Consider the following 16,882-nt stretch of genomic DNA (forward strand, 5'->3'; position numbering starts at 1 on the left):
TATCTCAGGTTCAAATTTAAGATTTTAGCAGCACTCCAAACTCTACAATTTGCGTATAGTGGTAGCTAATCACTATATCAATCAAGATACAAGTATCTCTAAATTTTTCTATTCAAGTCTAAAGCAGGGCAGTCTGAATCCGGACTTTCATATCTAAAGTCTGTTGCAGAATATAGTGTTGCATCCATTTGACCTGTTCGCCCATAGGATTGACCTTGACTGCAGTATTCAGGAAGTCGAGATCAGGCTGCTTGAAGAGCTGCTGTTGCAAGGTTTGCTCCAAAATCTGACTGTTGGTTGTCAAAGGTAATGCCACCAGATAGAACGCTTTAGGATAATTATAAAAGGCATATAATAAGTTAAAGGCTTTTTGATCACCTTTGAGGTTGCCAGCACCGATTTCGTAAGCTGCGTTCTGGTTGCTATAAGTAACGCCGATTAGAAATTCCCAATGACCTTCTTGCAAACGCAGACCAAACTGTAATCCGATTTGATCCGCGGTCAGCTCGTGTTGCAGATAGATATTTAAAGGCTTGCCATCATCACTGAAAGGTTCTTGCAAGACCAAAATATTTTGCTGGTGCTGATAAATATAACCAGCAAGCTGGGCCTGTTCCAGACGGGTTTTTACAGTGGCAAGATCAAAAGCGCTATAGGGCATAAACGAAGTATATCAATAGGGAGAATTGAGTCTTACTCTAGTAATTTTTTAACTATTTGAGAACCACTACTTTAGATTATTTTCCTAGGATTTTATTGGCTTAGCGACAGGGTAATATATAGCTATACCACACAATATCCTCGCTTGAATTGGGCAAATTATTGATTCATAAAAACTGATATTCATTATTGATGAATTTTTATATGAGCTTTTGATATATCAATATCATAAAACAAGCAATGGATAGGATAAGTAAATCACTATAATGAATATAAATTTTCAAAAGTGTCATAAGTACACGTTTTTCTAAGCTGGTGTTGTCCATGTCGTTAAATGAGGAAAGACTTACTCATCTCAAACAGCTTGAAGCTGAGAGTATTCATATCATCCGCGAAGTTGCTGCCGAGTTTGAAAATCCGGTCATGCTGTATTCGATTGGTAAAGATTCAGCGGTCATGCTGCATCTTGCGCTAAAAGCGTTCTACCCAGCAAAACTTCCATTTCCATTATTACATGTCGATACAGGCTGGAAGTTTAAAGACATGATCACTTTCCGGGACAATATGGCGAAAACCCATGGTTTCGATTTGATCGTGCATCAGAATAAAGAAGGGGTTGAGGCAGGTATTAACCCGTTCGACCACGGTAGTTCTAAATATACCGACATCATGAAAACTCAGGGCTTAAAACAGGCCTTGGATAAATACGGTTTTGATGCTGCTTTTGGTGGCGCGCGCCGTGATGAAGAAAAATCACGTGCCAAGGAACGTGTTTATTCATTCCGTGATTCGAAACATCGTTGGGATCCGAAAAACCAGCGTCCAGAACTTTGGAATCTTTACAACGGTAAAGTGAACAAGGGCGAAAGTATTCGTGTATTCCCATTATCTAACTGGACTGAGCTGGATATCTGGCAATACATCTATTTGGAAAGTATTCCATTAGTACCACTTTATTTGGCTGCAGAACGTCCTGTGGTTGAACGTAGTGGCACACTTATTATGGTTGATGATGAACGTATGCCTTTAAAAGAAGGTGAAGTTCCACAAATGAAATCGGTACGTTTCCGTACTTTGGGTTGTTATCCATTAACAGGTGCTGTGGAATCTACAGCCAATACCTTGCCGGAAATTATTCAGGAAATGTTGCTGGCAACCAGTTCTGAGCGTCAAGGTCGTATGATTGACCATGATGAAGCAGGCTCGATGGAGAAGAAGAAGCAGGAAGGCTACTTCTAATTTAATCTCCCCCCTTGCGCAGCAATGCTGCTCACCTCTTTAAAAAGAGGGGGAACTCCTAAATCAGAACGGAGATAAAGTCCCTCTTTATTAAAGAGGGATTTAGGGAGATTAAAAAAAGATTCAAAACAACCGATTTCTAAAGAATATGTGGAGCTTTGAGCGATGTCTCATCAATCTGATTTAATCAGCCAAGATATCTTGGGCTATCTGAAACAACATGAAAATAAAGACCTGTTGCGTTTCCTGACTTGCGGTAACGTGGATGATGGTAAATCGACGTTAATCGGTCGTCTGCTGTACGATTCAAAATTGATTTATGAAGATCAATTACAGGCTGTGACCCGTGACTCGAAGAAAGTCGGTACGACAGGTGATGCACCTGACTTGGCACTTCTGGTTGATGGTTTACAAGCAGAGCGTGAGCAAGGCATTACCATTGATGTGGCCTATCGTTATTTCTCGACAGAAAAGCGTAAGTTCATCATCGCGGATACGCCGGGACATGAACAGTACACCCGTAACATGGCGACAGGTGCGTCGACTTGTGACCTTGCGATCATTTTGATTGATGCGCGTTATGGCGTGCAAACCCAGACGCGTCGTCATACCTTTATTGCGAGTTTGCTCGGGATCAAGAACATCATTGTTGCAATCAATAAGATGGACTTGGTGGAATTCTCTGAAACGCGTTTCAATGAAATCCAGGCTGAATATGCGGCATTCGTTGCACAATTGGGCGACCGTAAACCAAGCAATATCATCTTTACGCCTATTTCTGCATTGAATGGCGATAACGTGGTGAACAAGTCAGCCAATACGCCATGGTACACTGGTGAAACGCTGATGGGTACACTTGAATCGGTGGAAATTAACCGTAGTTCAGCGAAGCAGGATTTCCGTTTCCCTGTGCAATACGTGAACCGTCCAAACCTCGACTTCCGTGGTTTCTGCGGTACGATCGCACTTGGCGATATCAATGTTGGCGATACCGTAACAGCATTACCTTCTGGTAAATCATCGACTGTCAAAGAAATTGTCACTTTTGATGGCAATCTTGAGCATGCAGTTGCAGGTCAGGCAGTGACTTTAACGCTTAACGATGAAATTGATATTTCACGTGGTAACGTGTTAATTCGTGCGGATCAAGCTGTTCCAAATATTTCCCGTTCAGTTCAAGCGACTGTTGTGTGGATGGCAGATCAACCACTTGTACTGGGTAAGCTGTACAACATCAAGATTGGTACGCAAACCGTTCCGGCAAAAGTAACGGCAATTCATTACCGTACCAACGTTAACACATTGGAAAAAGTTCAGGTGGATAAACTTGAGCTAAATGCAATCGCCAATGTGACTGTTGAATTTGATGCACCAGTGGTCTTTGACCGTTATCAAGACAGCCGTTTCACCGGTTCGTTTATCTTCATCGATCGTTTGAATAACGTGACGATTGGTGCTGGTATGGTGGAAGAATCAGTTGAATGGTCTGCACACGATGAGCCTGTCACTGCAGAAGCACGTGCGGCACGTTTGGGTCAAAAACCTGCTGCGGTGACTGTATCTGGTAAAGCTTTGGAAAATGCTCAGGCGCTAGAAAGCTTGCTGATTCAGCAAGGGATCGTTGCTATTGCTAAAGCAGGTTTGAATGCGGAGCAGGTTGCACTGGTTCGTGAAACTGGTGTGGTTGTGATTACCGATGCTGCTGAAGGTACAGACACGACTTTAACCGTAGATACAGTTGAAGAACTTGCTGAGAAGATTGTGGAATTGGTTCGTCTTTAAGACTGGACTGATTTGAAGAAACCCGCTGAAAAGCGGGTTTTTTATTGCCTAAATTTTGATTGCATGAAAATCATTCGATTAGTCAAAATGTGATCTTTCAATTTACTAGTCAATTAATACAATACTCCCTAGATTTGGGGAATATATGAAAAAATTAATATTGCTGGCTGGCTTGTGTGTGGCTTTTGGAGCTGAAGCCAAACAGAGCAGCCAAAGCGTTGAAGCAATCAAGCAAAAAATAATCCAGCAGTCGATTGAGAATTATCCGGGAAATTGTCCGTGTCCTTACAATACTGCAAGTAATGGTAGTCGTTGTGGTAAGCGTAGTGCTTATAATCGTGCAGGCGGATATGCGCCGCTGTGTTATCCGGAAGATGTGAGTGATCGAATGGTAAAGGAATATAAAGGGCGTAGTTAATTAAAGGCTCCGTATTTAGATAGTGAGCTAAAAGAAATATTTTTGTTAGATTTGGCTTCACATGGGTAATTATTCATAAGAATCATTGAGGACTAAGGCCAGAATTGCTTTCATTTCGGTTAAACTTTTCACGCCTGCAATCCTTTTAATAATTTCTCCATTTCTAAAAATAAGCGTAGAAGGCAAACCATAGGCATTATAGCGCAAGGTTAAAATCGGAGACTGATCCACATTGATCTTGCCAAATTTAACTTCAGGATTTACCTCAGCATAGTATGTCGCCAGTTCGGCAAAGATCGGAAAATTCTGAACACAGGGCTTGCACCAGTCTGCATAAAAGCGAATCACGGCAAAACCTTCAAACCACTCAAAATCACTGTAATTGTTTTCGTTATATTCGATCACTTGGGTCATGGTTGGCCTATTATCAATTTCCTGAATAGTCCCCCGATTATACATAAGTCCGATGTAGCTTCATTCCTCATGCTAACTATGTTCAAATAAGTCCAAGATATATGAAATGCATAGATTAGGGAAAGAAATCATGTCGCAACAAACCATGCAGCAAGTCATTATTACAGAACCAGGTGGTGTCGATAAACTCGCTTATGAAACGGTGACTGTACCTGAACCTAAAGCAGATGAAGTTCTGGTGAAAGTTCATGCCTTTGGTATTAACCGTCCAGATATCCTGCAGCGTCAAGGCTTATATCCGATGCCGAAAGGGGTAACGCCAGTTCCTGGCCTGGAAGTGGCAGGTGAGGTGGTTGCGATTGGTAGTGATGTAAGTCAGTTTAAAGTTGGTGATCAAGTCTGTGGTTTGACCAATGGTGGCGGTTATGCGGAATATTGCGTCATACCTGAAAGCCAGACCTTGAATATTCCTGAAGGCGTAAGTTTTGTACAGGCAGCGGCCATTCCTGAAACTTTCTTTACTGTATGGGCGAACGTGTTCCAGATGGGTAAGGCCAAAGCAGGGGAAACTGTACTGGTACATGGTGGAACGAGCGGGATTGGTACGACTGCTTTAATGTTGTGTAAATCACTCGGAATCAAAACTTTTGCAACTGTCGGTTCAGATGAAAAAGTTGCGGCTATTTCTGATTTAACCACGGCTATTAATTATAAAACTCAGGACTTTGAGCAAGTTATTAATGAAGCCACTGACAATGGTGGTGTCGATGTCATTTTAGATATGGTCGGTGCACCATATTTAGAGCGTAATTTGAATTTGTTGCGCCGTGATGGACGTCTGGTCTATATCGCTTTCTTGGGTGGTGCCAAGGCCAAAGAAGTCAAACTGGGTCAGATCATGATGAAACGTCTGACCATTACCGGTTCGACCATGCGTGCACGCAGCACGGCTGAAAAAGCGGAAATTGCACAAGGCCTGAAAGAGCAGATTGCACCATTGTGGGCAAAAGGCGAATGTCTCCCGATGATCTATAAAACGTTTAAGTTCGATCAGATTCAGGATGCCCATGCCACAATGGATACTGGAGAGCATGTGGGTAAAGTTGTAGTTGAAATTATTTAATACGAGATAAGTGATTCAAAAAAAGCCAGTAATTTTACTGGCTTTTTTTAATTTTAAGTAAAATATTATTACAAATAAATATATAAAATCTTGAATAAAAATTAAAAAATGTTAACTGTTCGACACAACCTGTCAATTATGACACGTAAATTGCATGTATAGATAATTCCGACCAAATGGTTAAACATTCACATGAATGTGAGAGGGAAAATAAGATGAAAATTATTTCAACAGCATATAGTTCAAAACATAGTTTAAGAGCATTACGACGTATTCATAAAATGATTATTCGCGGAACCATCAGCTGGGTAGAGTTACATAAAATGTATCGGGCGATGCTGCATCTGGAGCGTTATATAGAAAGATTAACAATACAAAATCGTCATTCAAGCAAGAAAGCATCCAGAAAATCCAAATAAGATCTTGTATTTTTAGGGTGAATAAAGGGTCAAGATCTGATGCAAAAAAATATCTTAGACTTTGTCCTAATATTATTCATTGATCGGCATTCAGTATAATCATTCAACATCTAGCGATAAATAAGTACATGAGAATGTATTAAGTGGGGATTTATGAAGCGCCCAGCTTCAACACATGAGCGTCTTGCAGAGCGTTTAGCCAGAATTTTGACCAAATTAAACGTCGGATATCAACTCCGGGCTGCAGAGCTAGCTGCAGAATTTCAAGTCAGCACCCGCACCATTGAGCGTGATTTTGATCGTCTAGGCTCTTACTTGCCCTTACTTCAAGATGAGCAGAAACGATATTATCTGGAACCCTCTTATTTAGGGCGGTTCAAGTTGCAGGATATCCAGACCTTTGCCCAGCTTTCCGGGATCAGTGAGCTGTATCCGGCGCTGGATATGTCTTTTATGCGTGAATTGCTGGATGAACGGGCAAATCAGGTATTTTTGGCAAAAGGCTATTATTTTGAAGATGCTAAACAGTTTGCCGAGCATTTCAAGCTGCTTGCAAGTGCAATCTATAAACGTGAGCAGGTTAAGCTGCAATATTCAGATCAATTGCAAATCATCCAGCCCTATCGTCTGATTCACCATCATGGTATCTGGTACTTGGCTGCTGTGAGTGAAAGCAAGCTGCGCACCTATCGCTTAAGTCAGGTGCAACAGCTCAAGTTGGTTTCTGAGGCGGAGAGCTTTGCGCATGATCCTGAAATACTGAAAATGCTGGCAGATGAAGACAGCATCTGGTTTGGGCAGCAAAAGCAGCAAGTCTTAATCAAGGTACAACCTGAAGTCACGGTTTTTTTTAAAGAGCGCCGTTTATTTCCAGAACAGCAGATCGAGCAGGAAGCCGAGACTGGAGAGTTAGTGATCAGTTGTCAGATTCGTCACGAAATGCAGTTGTTGCCTTTGGTACGTTACTGGTTGCCTTATGTGAAAATTATTGAGCCGATTCATTTTCAGCAAAAACTGGAACAGGATTTGCAAGGATATTTACGTTCTGCTGGATAATATTGAGAAAGCAGAGCAGGGTGGCCTGATTAATGATGACGCTGTAAATAGGAATTTAATTTACTTATTTTTTGACTAACTAAATTACCGGCATAAAAAAACCAGCTTTCGCTGGGTTCTTTATTTACACCATCTTTTATAGTAGAAGAATGGTGCCCGAGGCCAGACTCGAACTGGCACGCTTTGTGGGCGGGGGATTTTAAATCCCCTGTGTCTACCGATTTCACCACTCGGGCTTTAACAAGATGGAGGCGGAGGTCGGAATCGAACCGGCGTCCACGGAGTTGCAGTCCGCTGCATGACCACTCTGCCACCCCGCCGCGTCTTGTTGATGCGTATATTAGCAAGCTCAGAAAAAAAAACAATAGTGTATTCATCTGTATGCGCATAAAAACATCATCTGGCGGAAAATATTTAAATTATTCATGTAGAATGTGCAAAATTGATTCATATCAACACTTGGGAGAAGTGCCGTGGCATTAGTTCTAGACGGTCGTGCATTGGCGAAGCAAATTGAAGCTGACTTGTTTACTCGCGTAGAAGCGCTGAAAGCAAAATCAGGTCGTACTCCAATTCTTGCGACGATTTTGGTAGGTGACGATGGTGCATCTGCAACTTATGTTCGCATGAAAGGCAATGCCTGCCGCCGTGTTGGTATGGATTCACTCAAAGTGGAACTTCCTAAAGAAACCACAACTGAAGAATTATTGGCTGAAATTGAAAAATTAAATGCAAATCCTGATGTGCACGGTATTCTGCTTCAGCACCCGGTTCCTGCGCAAATTGATGAGCGTGCCTGTTTCGATGCAATCTCGCTTGAAAAAGACGTAGATGGTGTCACTTGCCTGGGCTATGGTCGTATGGCAATGGGTGAGGCAGCCTATGGTTCAGCGACGCCTGTGGGTATTATGACTATCCTGAAAGAGAACAACATTGAAATCGCTGGTAAACATGCGGTAGTTGTAGGTCGTTCTGCAATTTTGGGTAAACCAATGGCTGCGATGCTGCTAGAAGCGAATGCAACCGTAACCATTTGCCACTCACGTACTCAAGATCTTGCTAGCTTCGTTAAGCAAGCAGATATCATTGTTGGTGCGGTAGGTAAAGCAGAATTAATTCAAAAAGACTGGATCAAACAAGGTGCAGTGGTTGTTGATGCTGGTTTCCATCCACGTGATGGCGGTGGTGTTGGTGATATCCAACTTGTTGGCATTGAAGAAATTGCTTCTGCTTACACACCAGTTCCGGGTGGTGTAGGTCCAATGACGATTACCACTTTAATCCGTCAAACGGTTGAAGCTGCTGAAAAAGCTTTAGGTTAATCAAATCCTCCCTAACTCTCCTTTTTCAAAGGAGGGAACTCTGATCACTATTTTTGGATGGAGTTTCCCCCTCTTTTTTAAAGAGGGGCTAGGGGAGATTCTTCAAAGACATTAATACTAATTAAAAGAAATCTAATGAGCTGCACCTTCCGACTCCCTCAAGCCCCAGAACATCTACTAAAAGCCTTGCATGATGTGATTCCACACTGTGAGCTACATGCACAGCAATTGCCGGATACACCCATTTCCCTGTGGCTGATTCCGCCAGTATTCCCAACAGATAAGCTGGATGATGAGGTGATTCGTCGCATTTGGAATGATACACCATACTGGATCTTTTGCTGGGCCTCAGGCTTGGCGATGGCGCAGTGGCTATTGGCAGAGCCGCATCATGTTAAAGACAAAGTAGTTTTGGATTTTGGGGCGGGATCGGGCGTAGTTGCCATTGCGGCGAAAATGGCAGGTGCAAAACGTGTGATCTGCTGTGATATCGATCAAGTTAGTCTAGATGCCTGTCGTGCCAATGCAGAGCTAAATGATGTCGAGCTTGAATATCTGGATGACCTATATAAGGCAGAGAAGGTGGATATTTTATTAGCCGCAGATGTGCTCTATGATCAATGTAACCGTTTCTTCCTGGATGAGTTTTTAAAATTTGCACCTGAGGTGTGGGTTGCAGACAGTCGGGTAAAAAACTTTAGTCATCCTCAATATGAAAAACTGGATGAGCGTAGTGCGACGACCTGGCCGGATTTGGATGAATCGCCCGAATTTCGTAATGTCAGTTTCTATAAAACACGTTAAATTTAAAAAATTAAAAAGGGCACTAGGCCCTTTTTGATTGTCTTACTCTGCTTAAGTAACTAAGTATCAGATATTAAGAACAGGTATAACGAATAACCCGCATGGTCGTAGGGCGGGCTTCTAAAGCTTCGCGTGCACCCGGGTTCTCGCTATTATGTAAATCAGGCGTATTGCTCAAGCTGATTTGCGTGCGGCTATTACCCAGTTGGCGGCCATAGTTTTCCTGTTCCGCAGTTGGATTGGAAATTTCATTGGTGCTTAAAATCTGGATGTTGTAAGTTTTGGAATTTCCTAATACGTGTCTGCAAGCGGCTTGCAAGCGATTTTCATCCTGGCTTGGTCGTCCTGAGAGGGTGTAGCTCAAGGTTGCTGTATTGCCTGAACGTTCCAGAATTTCATAGCCACTTTGTCCATTGAATTGATGGGGTGTGGTCTGACATGCACTCAGTACGAAACTGCTCGCAGCCATAGCCAAAATTACTGTTGTTCTTTTCATATTTATAGTTCCTGAAGTCTTGGCTTAAGTATGCCCTATTTTGCTTAAACTGCTGCTCTGGTCAATTGTGATCAATTGTTTAAACAGCCAATAAAAAAGGCCGCTTACGCGACCTTTTTTAATTAAATCAGCAATTAAGCAGATTTAACCGCAGCAATAAGTTCTGCTTGACGAGTTTTTAACGCTTCCGGTAAACGCTCACCTAACTTATCGAACAATTCAGTATGGCTTTCAAGCTCTTTGATCCATTGATCTTTGTCTTGAGAAGTTACTAGGTCAAACTGTTCTTTAGTGAAGTCAGAACCAGTCCAGTTCAGCTGTTCGTAAGTAGGAACTAGGCCGATTGGTGTTTCAACAGCATCAGCACGACCTTCACAACGGTCAATGATCCACTCAAGAACACGCATGTTTTGACCGAAACCAGGCCATACGAAGTTGCCTTCAGCATCACGACGGAACCAGTTCACGTTGTAGATACCTGGAAGTTTGTTGCCAGCAGCAGCAGCTTTCGCACCCACTTGCTCACCCATTTCTAACCAGTGCGTGAAGTAATCTGCCATGTTGTAGCCCGCGAATGGAAGCATCGCGAACGGGTCACGACGAACAACACCTTGTTGACCAACAGCAGCAGCAGTTGTTTCAGAGCCCATCGTTGCAGCTTTGTAAACACCGTCAACCCAGTCAAATGCTTCTGAAATTAGAGGCACTGTGTCTGCACGACGACCACCGAAGATGAACGCAGAGATTGGAACACCTGCTGGATTTTCCCAGTCAGCGTCAATAGAAGGGCATTGACCAGCTGCAACTGTGAAACGAGCATTTGGATGCGCTGCTTTTTCTTCGCCAGTGTGTGGTTGACCTTTCCAGTTAGTCAGGTTGGCAGGCGCTTCTTTAGTCAGACCTTCCCACCATACTTCACCGTTGTCAGTCACAGCGACGTTTGTATAAATCACGTCTTTGTGCATGGTTGCCATACAGTTCGGGTTGGTCTTGGTGTTGGTACCAGGCGCTACACCGAAGAAGCCAGCTTCAGGGTTGATTGCATATAAGCGACCGTCTTCACCTGGTTTGATCCAAGCAATATCGTCACCTACAGTTTCAATCTTCCAGCCTTCATAGCCTGCTGGTGGAATCAACATAGCGAAGTTTGTTTTACCACATGCAGATGGGAATGCAGCTGCGATGTAGTGTTTTTCGCCTTGTGGATTGGTCACGCCAAGGATCAGCATGTGTTCAGCTAACCAGCCTTGTTGACGACCCATAAATGATGCAATACGTAATGCCAGGCATTTTTTACCCAACAATGCGTTACCGCCATAACCAGAACCATAAGACCAGATCTCACGAGTTTCTGGGTAATGCACGATGTATTTTTCTTTGTTGCAAGGCCATGCAACATCTTTTTCGCCGTTCGCAAGCGGAGCACCTACAGTGTGTACGCAAGGAACGTATTCACCGTCAGTACCAAGAACGTCATAAACAGCTTTACCCATACGAGCCATTTTAGACATGCTTACTGCAACGTAAGGAGAGTCAGTTAACTCGATACCGATATGAGCGATATGAGAACCCAATGGACCCATTGAGAATGGAACCACATAAAGTGTACGACCTGCCATTGAACCGTCAAATAAACCGTTCAATTTTTCGCGCATGACAGCAGGTGCTTCCCAGTTGTTGGTCGCGCCAGCATCGTCTTTGTTTTCAGAACAGATGTAAGTACGATCTTCAACACGTGCTACGTCAGAAGGATCAGAATTTGCAAGATAAGAACCAGGATGAGTTTCTTGATTCAGCGCTTGCATTGTGCCGTTAGCGATCATCAAGTCGATATAACGTTGATATTCTTCTGCGCTACCGTCACACCATTCAATTTTTGCTGGTTTTGTTAATTTAGCAATCTCTTCCACCCAAGCAATAAGCTTAGGGTGACGAACGAATTCTGGTGCGTTCACTTGGGTCATGGTGAGGCCTATCTCAAATGTGTACAAATTAGATGTACAAAGTACAATCCGAGCAATAAAAAATATCGCCCAGATGAAATATGAAAAAAAGTGGCTGTATTAAAGCATAAAATGATAAAAAAAATAAGACCAAAGAAGTGCTAGATTTCTTTTGGAATATAATGCTATTTTATTTATAAATATAATTAAAACAACAAGATAAAACTAAATATTTGAATTATTGATTCTATTTATTTAAATGATGGATGGTATTTATTTTAAAAATTAATATTAAAATCATTATCTTAATTTTATAAGATCTCTAATATTCATTATTGATTAAATAAATGGTTGCCATTTGAATTTTACATAAAGCCACTGTTAATTGTCTATGAATTGGACAAAATGCCAATAGGCTTCAATGAAATTGCGCGAAAAATGTCTAATCAATCTAAACCCTTATCGCTGATTTTTAATCATAAAGCTGGTTTTCGCATACAGGGGCCAGAAGGCATTTATGAACAGCTGATCGATATATTTTCAGCGCAGGGTTATCAAACTAAAGCTTATGAAATCAATGATTCACAGCAATTTGATAAAATTATGGTTGAGGTGCTTGAACAGCATTTGGCATCTAGCGAGTCAGGAATCATCGTTGCGGCAGGCGGAGATGGCACTTTAAATACAGTCGCCAAACATGTGTTGAATACGCAAATTCCTGTCGGTATTTTGCCTTTAGGGACTTTTAACTATGTGGCGAGATTATTGGGGATTCCGCTGGATTTGCTTGAAGCGGCAAAAGTGATTGCGACAGGACAGCCACAACGTATGAATGTTGCTCGTATCAATCAGGAAATTTATCTGAATAATGCCAGTTTAGGTCTATATCCTTTATTTATTAAAAAACGTGAAGACTATAATCGTATTTTTGGTCGCTTACCGCTACATGCCTATACTTCTGCACTGGATGTTTTAATTCGCGACCGTAAAGAATTAAAACTAAAAATCTGGGTGGATCAAAAGAAATATCCGGTAAAAACACCACTGATTTTTTTTGGCAATAATCCCTTGCAACTGGCGGATATGAAAATGCGCATTGCAGAAGCGGCTGAAAAAGGCAAAGTGGCGGGAGTTGTAGTTTCTAAAAGTGATAAGCTTACTTTATTTAAGCTAGTGTATCAGCTGATTCGTGGCAAGATTGACCAGGCATCGGATGTTTATAGTTTTGCAGCCGATCAAGTTCGAATCGAATCCCGAGCCAAGAAACTGATGGTAGCGATTGATGGGGAAATTGTGGAAATGGCCCCGCCACTCAATATTTCTGTATTAAAAGATAGCCTAAACGTAATGGTGCCACATGATCCTGCATCTGTCTGATCTGCATTTTGGAACAGAGAAGCCGGAGTGTTTAGAAGCGATTCGGCATTTCTGTCAGACCCATCCACTTGAAGCAGTCGTCATCAGCGGTGATCTGACCCAGCGCGCACGTTTGAGTCAATTCTTTGCCTGTAAAAAATTTTTAGATCAGCTCAATATGCCCTATATGGTGATCCCGGGGAATCATGATATTCCGCTCTATCATTTATGGAATCGGCTGTTCAATCCATTTACCCGTTATCAGCTTTTTTTTGGTGAACTTGAACCCACACTTGAAACAGACAACTTTTATCTGGTGGGGGTGAACTCAATCCGGCGCCGCTATCACACCAAAGGGCATTTATCGCTTGAGCAGATTCAGCGTATTGATCGGAAATTAGGCCAAGCGCCTTCTTCCAAATTAAAAATTATTGTCAGCCATCAACCGTTCTATGTGCCTTTTCAAAATAAGCGCGGTTTTAAGGATAGTCCATTGATGGCCAAAATTGCTTTAGAAGCTTGGGCAGCACATGGCCTGTTTGCAGTCTTGCATGGACATCTGCATCAACCTGCGGTTTATGATTTGAACCTGATCTTTGAGTTGGGGGCAGATCATCCTGTTTATGATGTACATGCAGGTACTTCAGCCTCGCATCGGCTACATAAAAAAGAGCCAAATAGTTTTAATCTGATTGATGCATCAGGAAAAATTTCCCAGTATTTATTCGATGACGTGACCCAGTCCTTTCTGTTAAAGCCTGATATGTTGAATAAATAGACGAAAAATCAGTATTCGTTAAAAAAAAGCAATTTTTTTTCATTTTTGCCCTTGAAGCGTTTTATTCCATCTCCATAAAAGTGACATCAAAAATTTTTGATGATGACCCATGGAATAATTAAGTCGTCATCAGTGACCTAAAAAAGACTTAGTCTGATGGAGTTAAATATGAGCAACATTCGTCCATTACATGACCGCGTTGTTATTCGTCGTGTTGAAGAAGAAACTAAAACAGCTGGCGGTATTTTACTTCCTGGTTCTGCTGCAGAAAAACCAGCTCAAGGTGAAATCATTGCTGTAGGTAATGGTCAAATCACTGACAATGGTGTACGTGCACTAGATGTAAAAGTTGGCGATAAAGTATTGTTCGGTACGTATGCGGGTACAACTGTGAAAGTTGACGGCGAAGAACTTCTTATTATGAAAGAATCTGACATTTTAGCGGTATTTGCTTAATTTCCGTTTAAAGTCGTCTTATATTCATCAGAATTTAAAAGATATTAAAAGTATTTGGAGTCAAAAATGTCAGCTAAAGACGTAAAATTTGGTGATTCAGCGCGCAGCAAAATGATTGCTGGTGTGAACATCCTTGCAGATGCAGTGAAAGTAACACTAGGTCCTAAAGGTCGTAACGTTGTAATCGACCGTTCTTTCGGTGCGCCGCACATCACCAAAGATGGTGTAACGGTTGCCAAAGAAATCACCCTAAAAGATAAATTCGAAAATATGGGTGCTCAGCTGGTTCGTGAAGTGTCTTCTAAAACCAATGACATCGCAGGTGATGGTACAACCACTGCAACTGTATTGGCTCAAGCAATTTTGAACGAAGGCATCAAGTCAGTTACAGCGGGTATGAACCCAATGGACTTGAAACGCGGTATTGATATCGCGGTTAAATCTTTGGTTGCTGAAATTAAAGCAACTGCTCAACCTGCGTCTGATTCTAAAGCGATTGAACAAGTCGGTTCGATCTCTGCAAACTCTGACACCACTGTAGGTAAACTGATTGCGCAAGCAATGGAAAAAGTGGGCAAAGAAGGCGTTATTACTGTAGAAGAAGGTTCAGGCTTTGAAGATTCTCTAGATGTGGTAGAGGGTATGCAGTTTGACCGCGGTTACATCTCGCCATACTTCGCAAACAAGCAAGACACGCTAACCGCGGAGCTTGAAAATCCGTTCATTCTTCTGGTTGACAAAAAAATCAGCAACATTCGTGAGTTGATCACAGTGCTTGAAGCTGTTGCAAAAACTGGTAAACCGCTTTTGATCATCGCTGAAGATGTTGAAGGCGAAGCGTTGGCAACTTTGGTTGTCAACAACATGCGCGGCATCATCAAAGTATGTGCAGTAAAAGCGCCTGGTTTTGGTGATCGTCGTAAAGCGATGCTGCAAGACATCGCGATCTTGACTGGCGGTACGGTGATTTCTGAAGAAATTGGCATGCAGCTAGATCAAACTGCACTTGAACATTTAGGTACTGCACATAAAGTGACTGTATCTAAAGAAAACACAGTGATTGTGGATGGTGCGGGCAATGCAGGTCAAATTTCTGAACGTGTTCAGCAAATCCGTGCGCAAATTGAAGAATCTACGTCTGAATATGACAAAGAAAAACTTCAAGAACGTGTTGCTAAATTGGCAGGCGGTGTTGCAGTGATCAAAATCGGTGCTGCGACTGAAGTTGAAATGAAAGAGAAGAAAGACCGTGTAGATGATGCCCTTCATGCAACGCGTGCTGCGGTTGAAGAAGGTGTGGTTGCAGGTGGTGGTGTTGCACTGGTACGTGCAGCGAAAGTATTGGATAACGTAACTGGCGCGAATGATGACCAAAATGTAGGTATCAACATTCTACGTCGTGCGATTGAAGCGCCGCTTCGTCAAATCGTATCGAATGCGGGTGATGAGCCTTCAGTGGTGATCAATGCTGTGAAAAATGGCGAAGGCAACTTCGGTTATAACGCGGCAACAGGTGTTTATGGCGATATGCTCGAAATGGGTATTCTTGACCCAGCAAAAGTAACGCGTTCTGCACTTGAGCATGCTGCTTCTGTTGCTGCATTAATGTTGACAACTGAATGTATGATCACAGATATTCCAGAAGACAAGCCTGCAATGCCTGATATGGGCGGCATGGGTGGTATGGGCGGCATGATGTAATTCATGTTGATCATCCGATCTTAAAAAAAATCCCCGCAATAGCGGGGATTTTTTTATTCTTTACAAAATTATGATGAAGACTTTTTAACTAATTTATAATTTAAATTAGTCTCAATTTTTTTACCTGATTCAACATCACGTGCTTCGATAAAATTTTCGCCAACAAAGAATTTACGGTTTTCAGCTTTGTTATCTAATGTGATGAGTGACGGATCCTGAGGATCAAAACTAAAACTGCCTTTGAGCTCAAATTCATTATTATTAGCTTTCCCTAAATATTCTTCACTCAGTTCATAAGTCTTATCTGAATTAAGCTGTAACTCGACTTTAATGCCTTCACAGTCGGCACAAGGAAATACACCTTCATATTCACCTGCCCAATCTAATGAGGTCTCTGCGCTATCAGCCCGAGTCAGATTGGTACCGGAGTTATTTTGCTCCATCATGGCTGGGCTGGATTGAGCATTATTACTCATCGGCTCATTATCATTGGGCTTTGAACAGGCGGTTAAAGCTCCTGCAAGAACGACTGCTATCGCAGCAGTAAGCGTTAATTTTTTCATTGTTTTAACCCTATTAAATTATTTGTTATGAATTACATTAAAAGTAGTCAGTACAGATAAATAGGGCAATCTTGTTAAAGTTTGATTCATTAGGTGAATGAGGCCAGAGTTATTGATAAATGAGCAGGATTTAAGAATTTTTAGCCAAGTTTAAAGTCACTTTATGCTGTTTCGTTAACCAATTCTGAACGCTATGATTAGAAAATAATGATAATGCGGAGGGGATAATGAAATTAGAACAAGAAAATAATCTGATTACGCCAATCTCAACTTAAAATAAGATTTTCGAATTGAATTGGTGAATGACCAAGCTTTTTATTTAGCACCACACAAATTGTATGCGACAGAATTT

At 41.9% G+C, this 16,882-nt stretch carries 17 protein-coding genes and 2 tRNA genes; 12 read left to right on the forward strand and 7 right to left on the reverse strand.

Going from position 1 to position 16,882, the window contains the following annotated elements:
- Positions 1 to 118: 118 nt before the first annotated feature.
- Positions 119 to 661 (reverse strand): hypothetical protein, encoded by a 543-nt coding sequence (locus ACIG3F_RS14790; protein WP_004279459.1) that lies wholly within the window; start codon positions 659 to 661, stop codon positions 119 to 121.
- 323 nt (positions 662 to 984) lie between these two features.
- Between ACIG3F_RS14790 and cysD the strand changes: the two genes are divergently transcribed.
- The 3 genes from cysD (at position 985) to ACIG3F_RS14805 (ending at position 4,099) form a co-directional block, all read left to right on the forward strand.
- The gene (gene cysD / locus ACIG3F_RS14795) at positions 985 to 1,899 is read left to right on the forward strand and encodes a sulfate adenylyltransferase subunit CysD (protein WP_004730252.1); all 915 of its coding nucleotides are present in this window, start codon (positions 985 to 987) and stop codon (positions 1,897 to 1,899) included.
- Positions 1,900 to 2,064: 165 nt separating this feature from the next.
- Positions 2,065 to 3,681 (forward strand): sulfate adenylyltransferase subunit CysN, encoded by a 1,617-nt coding sequence (gene cysN / locus ACIG3F_RS14800; RefSeq protein WP_004279461.1) that lies wholly within the window; start codon positions 2,065 to 2,067, stop codon positions 3,679 to 3,681.
- 145 nt (positions 3,682 to 3,826) lie between these two features.
- On the forward strand, positions 3,827 to 4,099 hold the full coding sequence (locus tag ACIG3F_RS14805; RefSeq protein WP_004279462.1) for a hypothetical protein: 273 nt from the start codon (positions 3,827 to 3,829) through the stop codon (positions 4,097 to 4,099).
- Between the two features lie 69 nt (positions 4,100 to 4,168).
- Here ACIG3F_RS14805 and ACIG3F_RS14810 read toward each other — a convergent pair whose 3' ends face one another.
- Positions 4,169 to 4,513, reverse strand: a complete 345-nt coding sequence (locus ACIG3F_RS14810; RefSeq protein ID WP_005107508.1) for a co-chaperone YbbN — start codon at positions 4,511 to 4,513, stop codon at positions 4,169 to 4,171.
- 130 nt (positions 4,514 to 4,643) lie between these two features.
- Here ACIG3F_RS14810 and ACIG3F_RS14815 point away from each other — a divergent pair, with 130 nt between their 5' ends.
- From ACIG3F_RS14815 to ACIG3F_RS14825, 3 genes are all read left to right on the forward strand, one after another.
- Positions 4,644 to 5,636: an NAD(P)H-quinone oxidoreductase gene (locus ACIG3F_RS14815; RefSeq protein ID WP_004279464.1), complete on the forward strand. Its 993-nt coding sequence runs from the start codon at positions 4,644 to 4,646 to the stop codon at positions 5,634 to 5,636.
- A gap of 215 nt (positions 5,637 to 5,851) precedes the next feature.
- Positions 5,852 to 6,055: a hypothetical protein gene (locus ACIG3F_RS14820; protein WP_004646307.1), complete on the forward strand. Its 204-nt coding sequence runs from the start codon at positions 5,852 to 5,854 to the stop codon at positions 6,053 to 6,055.
- 153 nt (positions 6,056 to 6,208) lie between these two features.
- Complete coding sequence (locus ACIG3F_RS14825) at positions 6,209 to 7,111, forward strand: YafY family protein (protein WP_253098979.1); 903 nt, start codon at positions 6,209 to 6,211, stop codon at positions 7,109 to 7,111.
- 150 nt (positions 7,112 to 7,261) lie between these two features.
- On the opposite strand, the gene ACIG3F_RS14830 is transcribed toward ACIG3F_RS14825, so the two are convergent.
- Positions 7,262 to 7,347 (reverse strand) — tRNA-Leu (locus ACIG3F_RS14830).
- 10 nt (positions 7,348 to 7,357) lie between these two features.
- Positions 7,358 to 7,431, reverse strand: a tRNA-Cys gene (locus ACIG3F_RS14835).
- 153 nt (positions 7,432 to 7,584) lie between these two features.
- Here ACIG3F_RS14835 and folD point away from each other — a divergent pair.
- A complete protein-coding gene (gene folD / locus ACIG3F_RS14840) occupies positions 7,585 to 8,433 on the forward strand; it encodes a bifunctional methylenetetrahydrofolate dehydrogenase/methenyltetrahydrofolate cyclohydrolase FolD (RefSeq protein ID WP_396470411.1) in 849 nt (282 codons plus the stop codon).
- 135 nt (positions 8,434 to 8,568) lie between these two features.
- Positions 8,569 to 9,237 (forward strand): methyltransferase, encoded by a 669-nt coding sequence (locus tag ACIG3F_RS14845; RefSeq protein ID WP_004279468.1) that lies wholly within the window; start codon positions 8,569 to 8,571, stop codon positions 9,235 to 9,237.
- Positions 9,238 to 9,310: 73 nt separating this feature from the next.
- On the opposite strand, the gene ACIG3F_RS14850 is transcribed toward ACIG3F_RS14845, so the two are convergent.
- Together ACIG3F_RS14850 and ACIG3F_RS14855 are read right to left on the reverse strand one after the other, a co-directional pair.
- Positions 9,311 to 9,733, reverse strand: a complete 423-nt coding sequence (locus ACIG3F_RS14850; RefSeq protein ID WP_004646311.1) for a hypothetical protein — start codon at positions 9,731 to 9,733, stop codon at positions 9,311 to 9,313.
- Positions 9,734 to 9,867: 134 nt separating this feature from the next.
- Positions 9,868 to 11,697, reverse strand: coding sequence for a phosphoenolpyruvate carboxykinase (GTP) (locus ACIG3F_RS14855; RefSeq protein WP_004279470.1), 1,830 nt, complete (start codon positions 11,695 to 11,697; stop codon positions 9,868 to 9,870).
- Positions 11,698 to 12,114: 417 nt separating this feature from the next.
- Here ACIG3F_RS14855 and ACIG3F_RS14860 point away from each other — a divergent pair, with 417 nt between their 5' ends.
- The 4 genes from ACIG3F_RS14860 (at position 12,115) to groL (ending at position 15,967) form a co-directional block, all read left to right on the forward strand.
- Positions 12,115 to 13,053, forward strand: coding sequence for a diacylglycerol kinase family protein (locus ACIG3F_RS14860; RefSeq protein WP_034438446.1), 939 nt, complete (start codon positions 12,115 to 12,117; stop codon positions 13,051 to 13,053).
- Positions 13,034 to 13,810 (forward strand): metallophosphoesterase family protein, encoded by a 777-nt coding sequence (locus ACIG3F_RS14865; RefSeq protein ID WP_396470413.1) that lies wholly within the window; start codon positions 13,034 to 13,036, stop codon positions 13,808 to 13,810. Before ACIG3F_RS14860 ends, ACIG3F_RS14865 begins: the two co-directional genes overlap by 20 nt.
- A gap of 168 nt (positions 13,811 to 13,978) precedes the next feature.
- Positions 13,979 to 14,266, forward strand: a complete 288-nt coding sequence (gene groES, locus ACIG3F_RS14870; RefSeq protein ID WP_005096311.1) for a co-chaperone GroES — start codon at positions 13,979 to 13,981, stop codon at positions 14,264 to 14,266.
- A 66-nt stretch (positions 14,267 to 14,332) separates the two neighbouring features.
- A complete protein-coding gene (gene groL / locus ACIG3F_RS14875; protein ID WP_005096312.1) occupies positions 14,333 to 15,967 on the forward strand; it encodes a chaperonin GroEL in 1,635 nt (544 codons plus the stop codon).
- A 68-nt stretch (positions 15,968 to 16,035) separates the two neighbouring features.
- Here the strand turns inward: groL and ACIG3F_RS14880 are convergent, their stop codons facing one another.
- Positions 16,036 to 16,530: a copper resistance protein NlpE gene (locus ACIG3F_RS14880; RefSeq protein WP_396470414.1), complete on the reverse strand. Its 495-nt coding sequence runs from the start codon at positions 16,528 to 16,530 to the stop codon at positions 16,036 to 16,038.
- Positions 16,531 to 16,882 lie beyond the last annotated feature (352 nt).

This window comes from Acinetobacter sp. NPDC052428 (genome assembly GCF_044547685.1).
Classification (GTDB): domain Bacteria; phylum Pseudomonadota; class Gammaproteobacteria; order Pseudomonadales; family Moraxellaceae; genus Acinetobacter; species Acinetobacter lwoffii_G.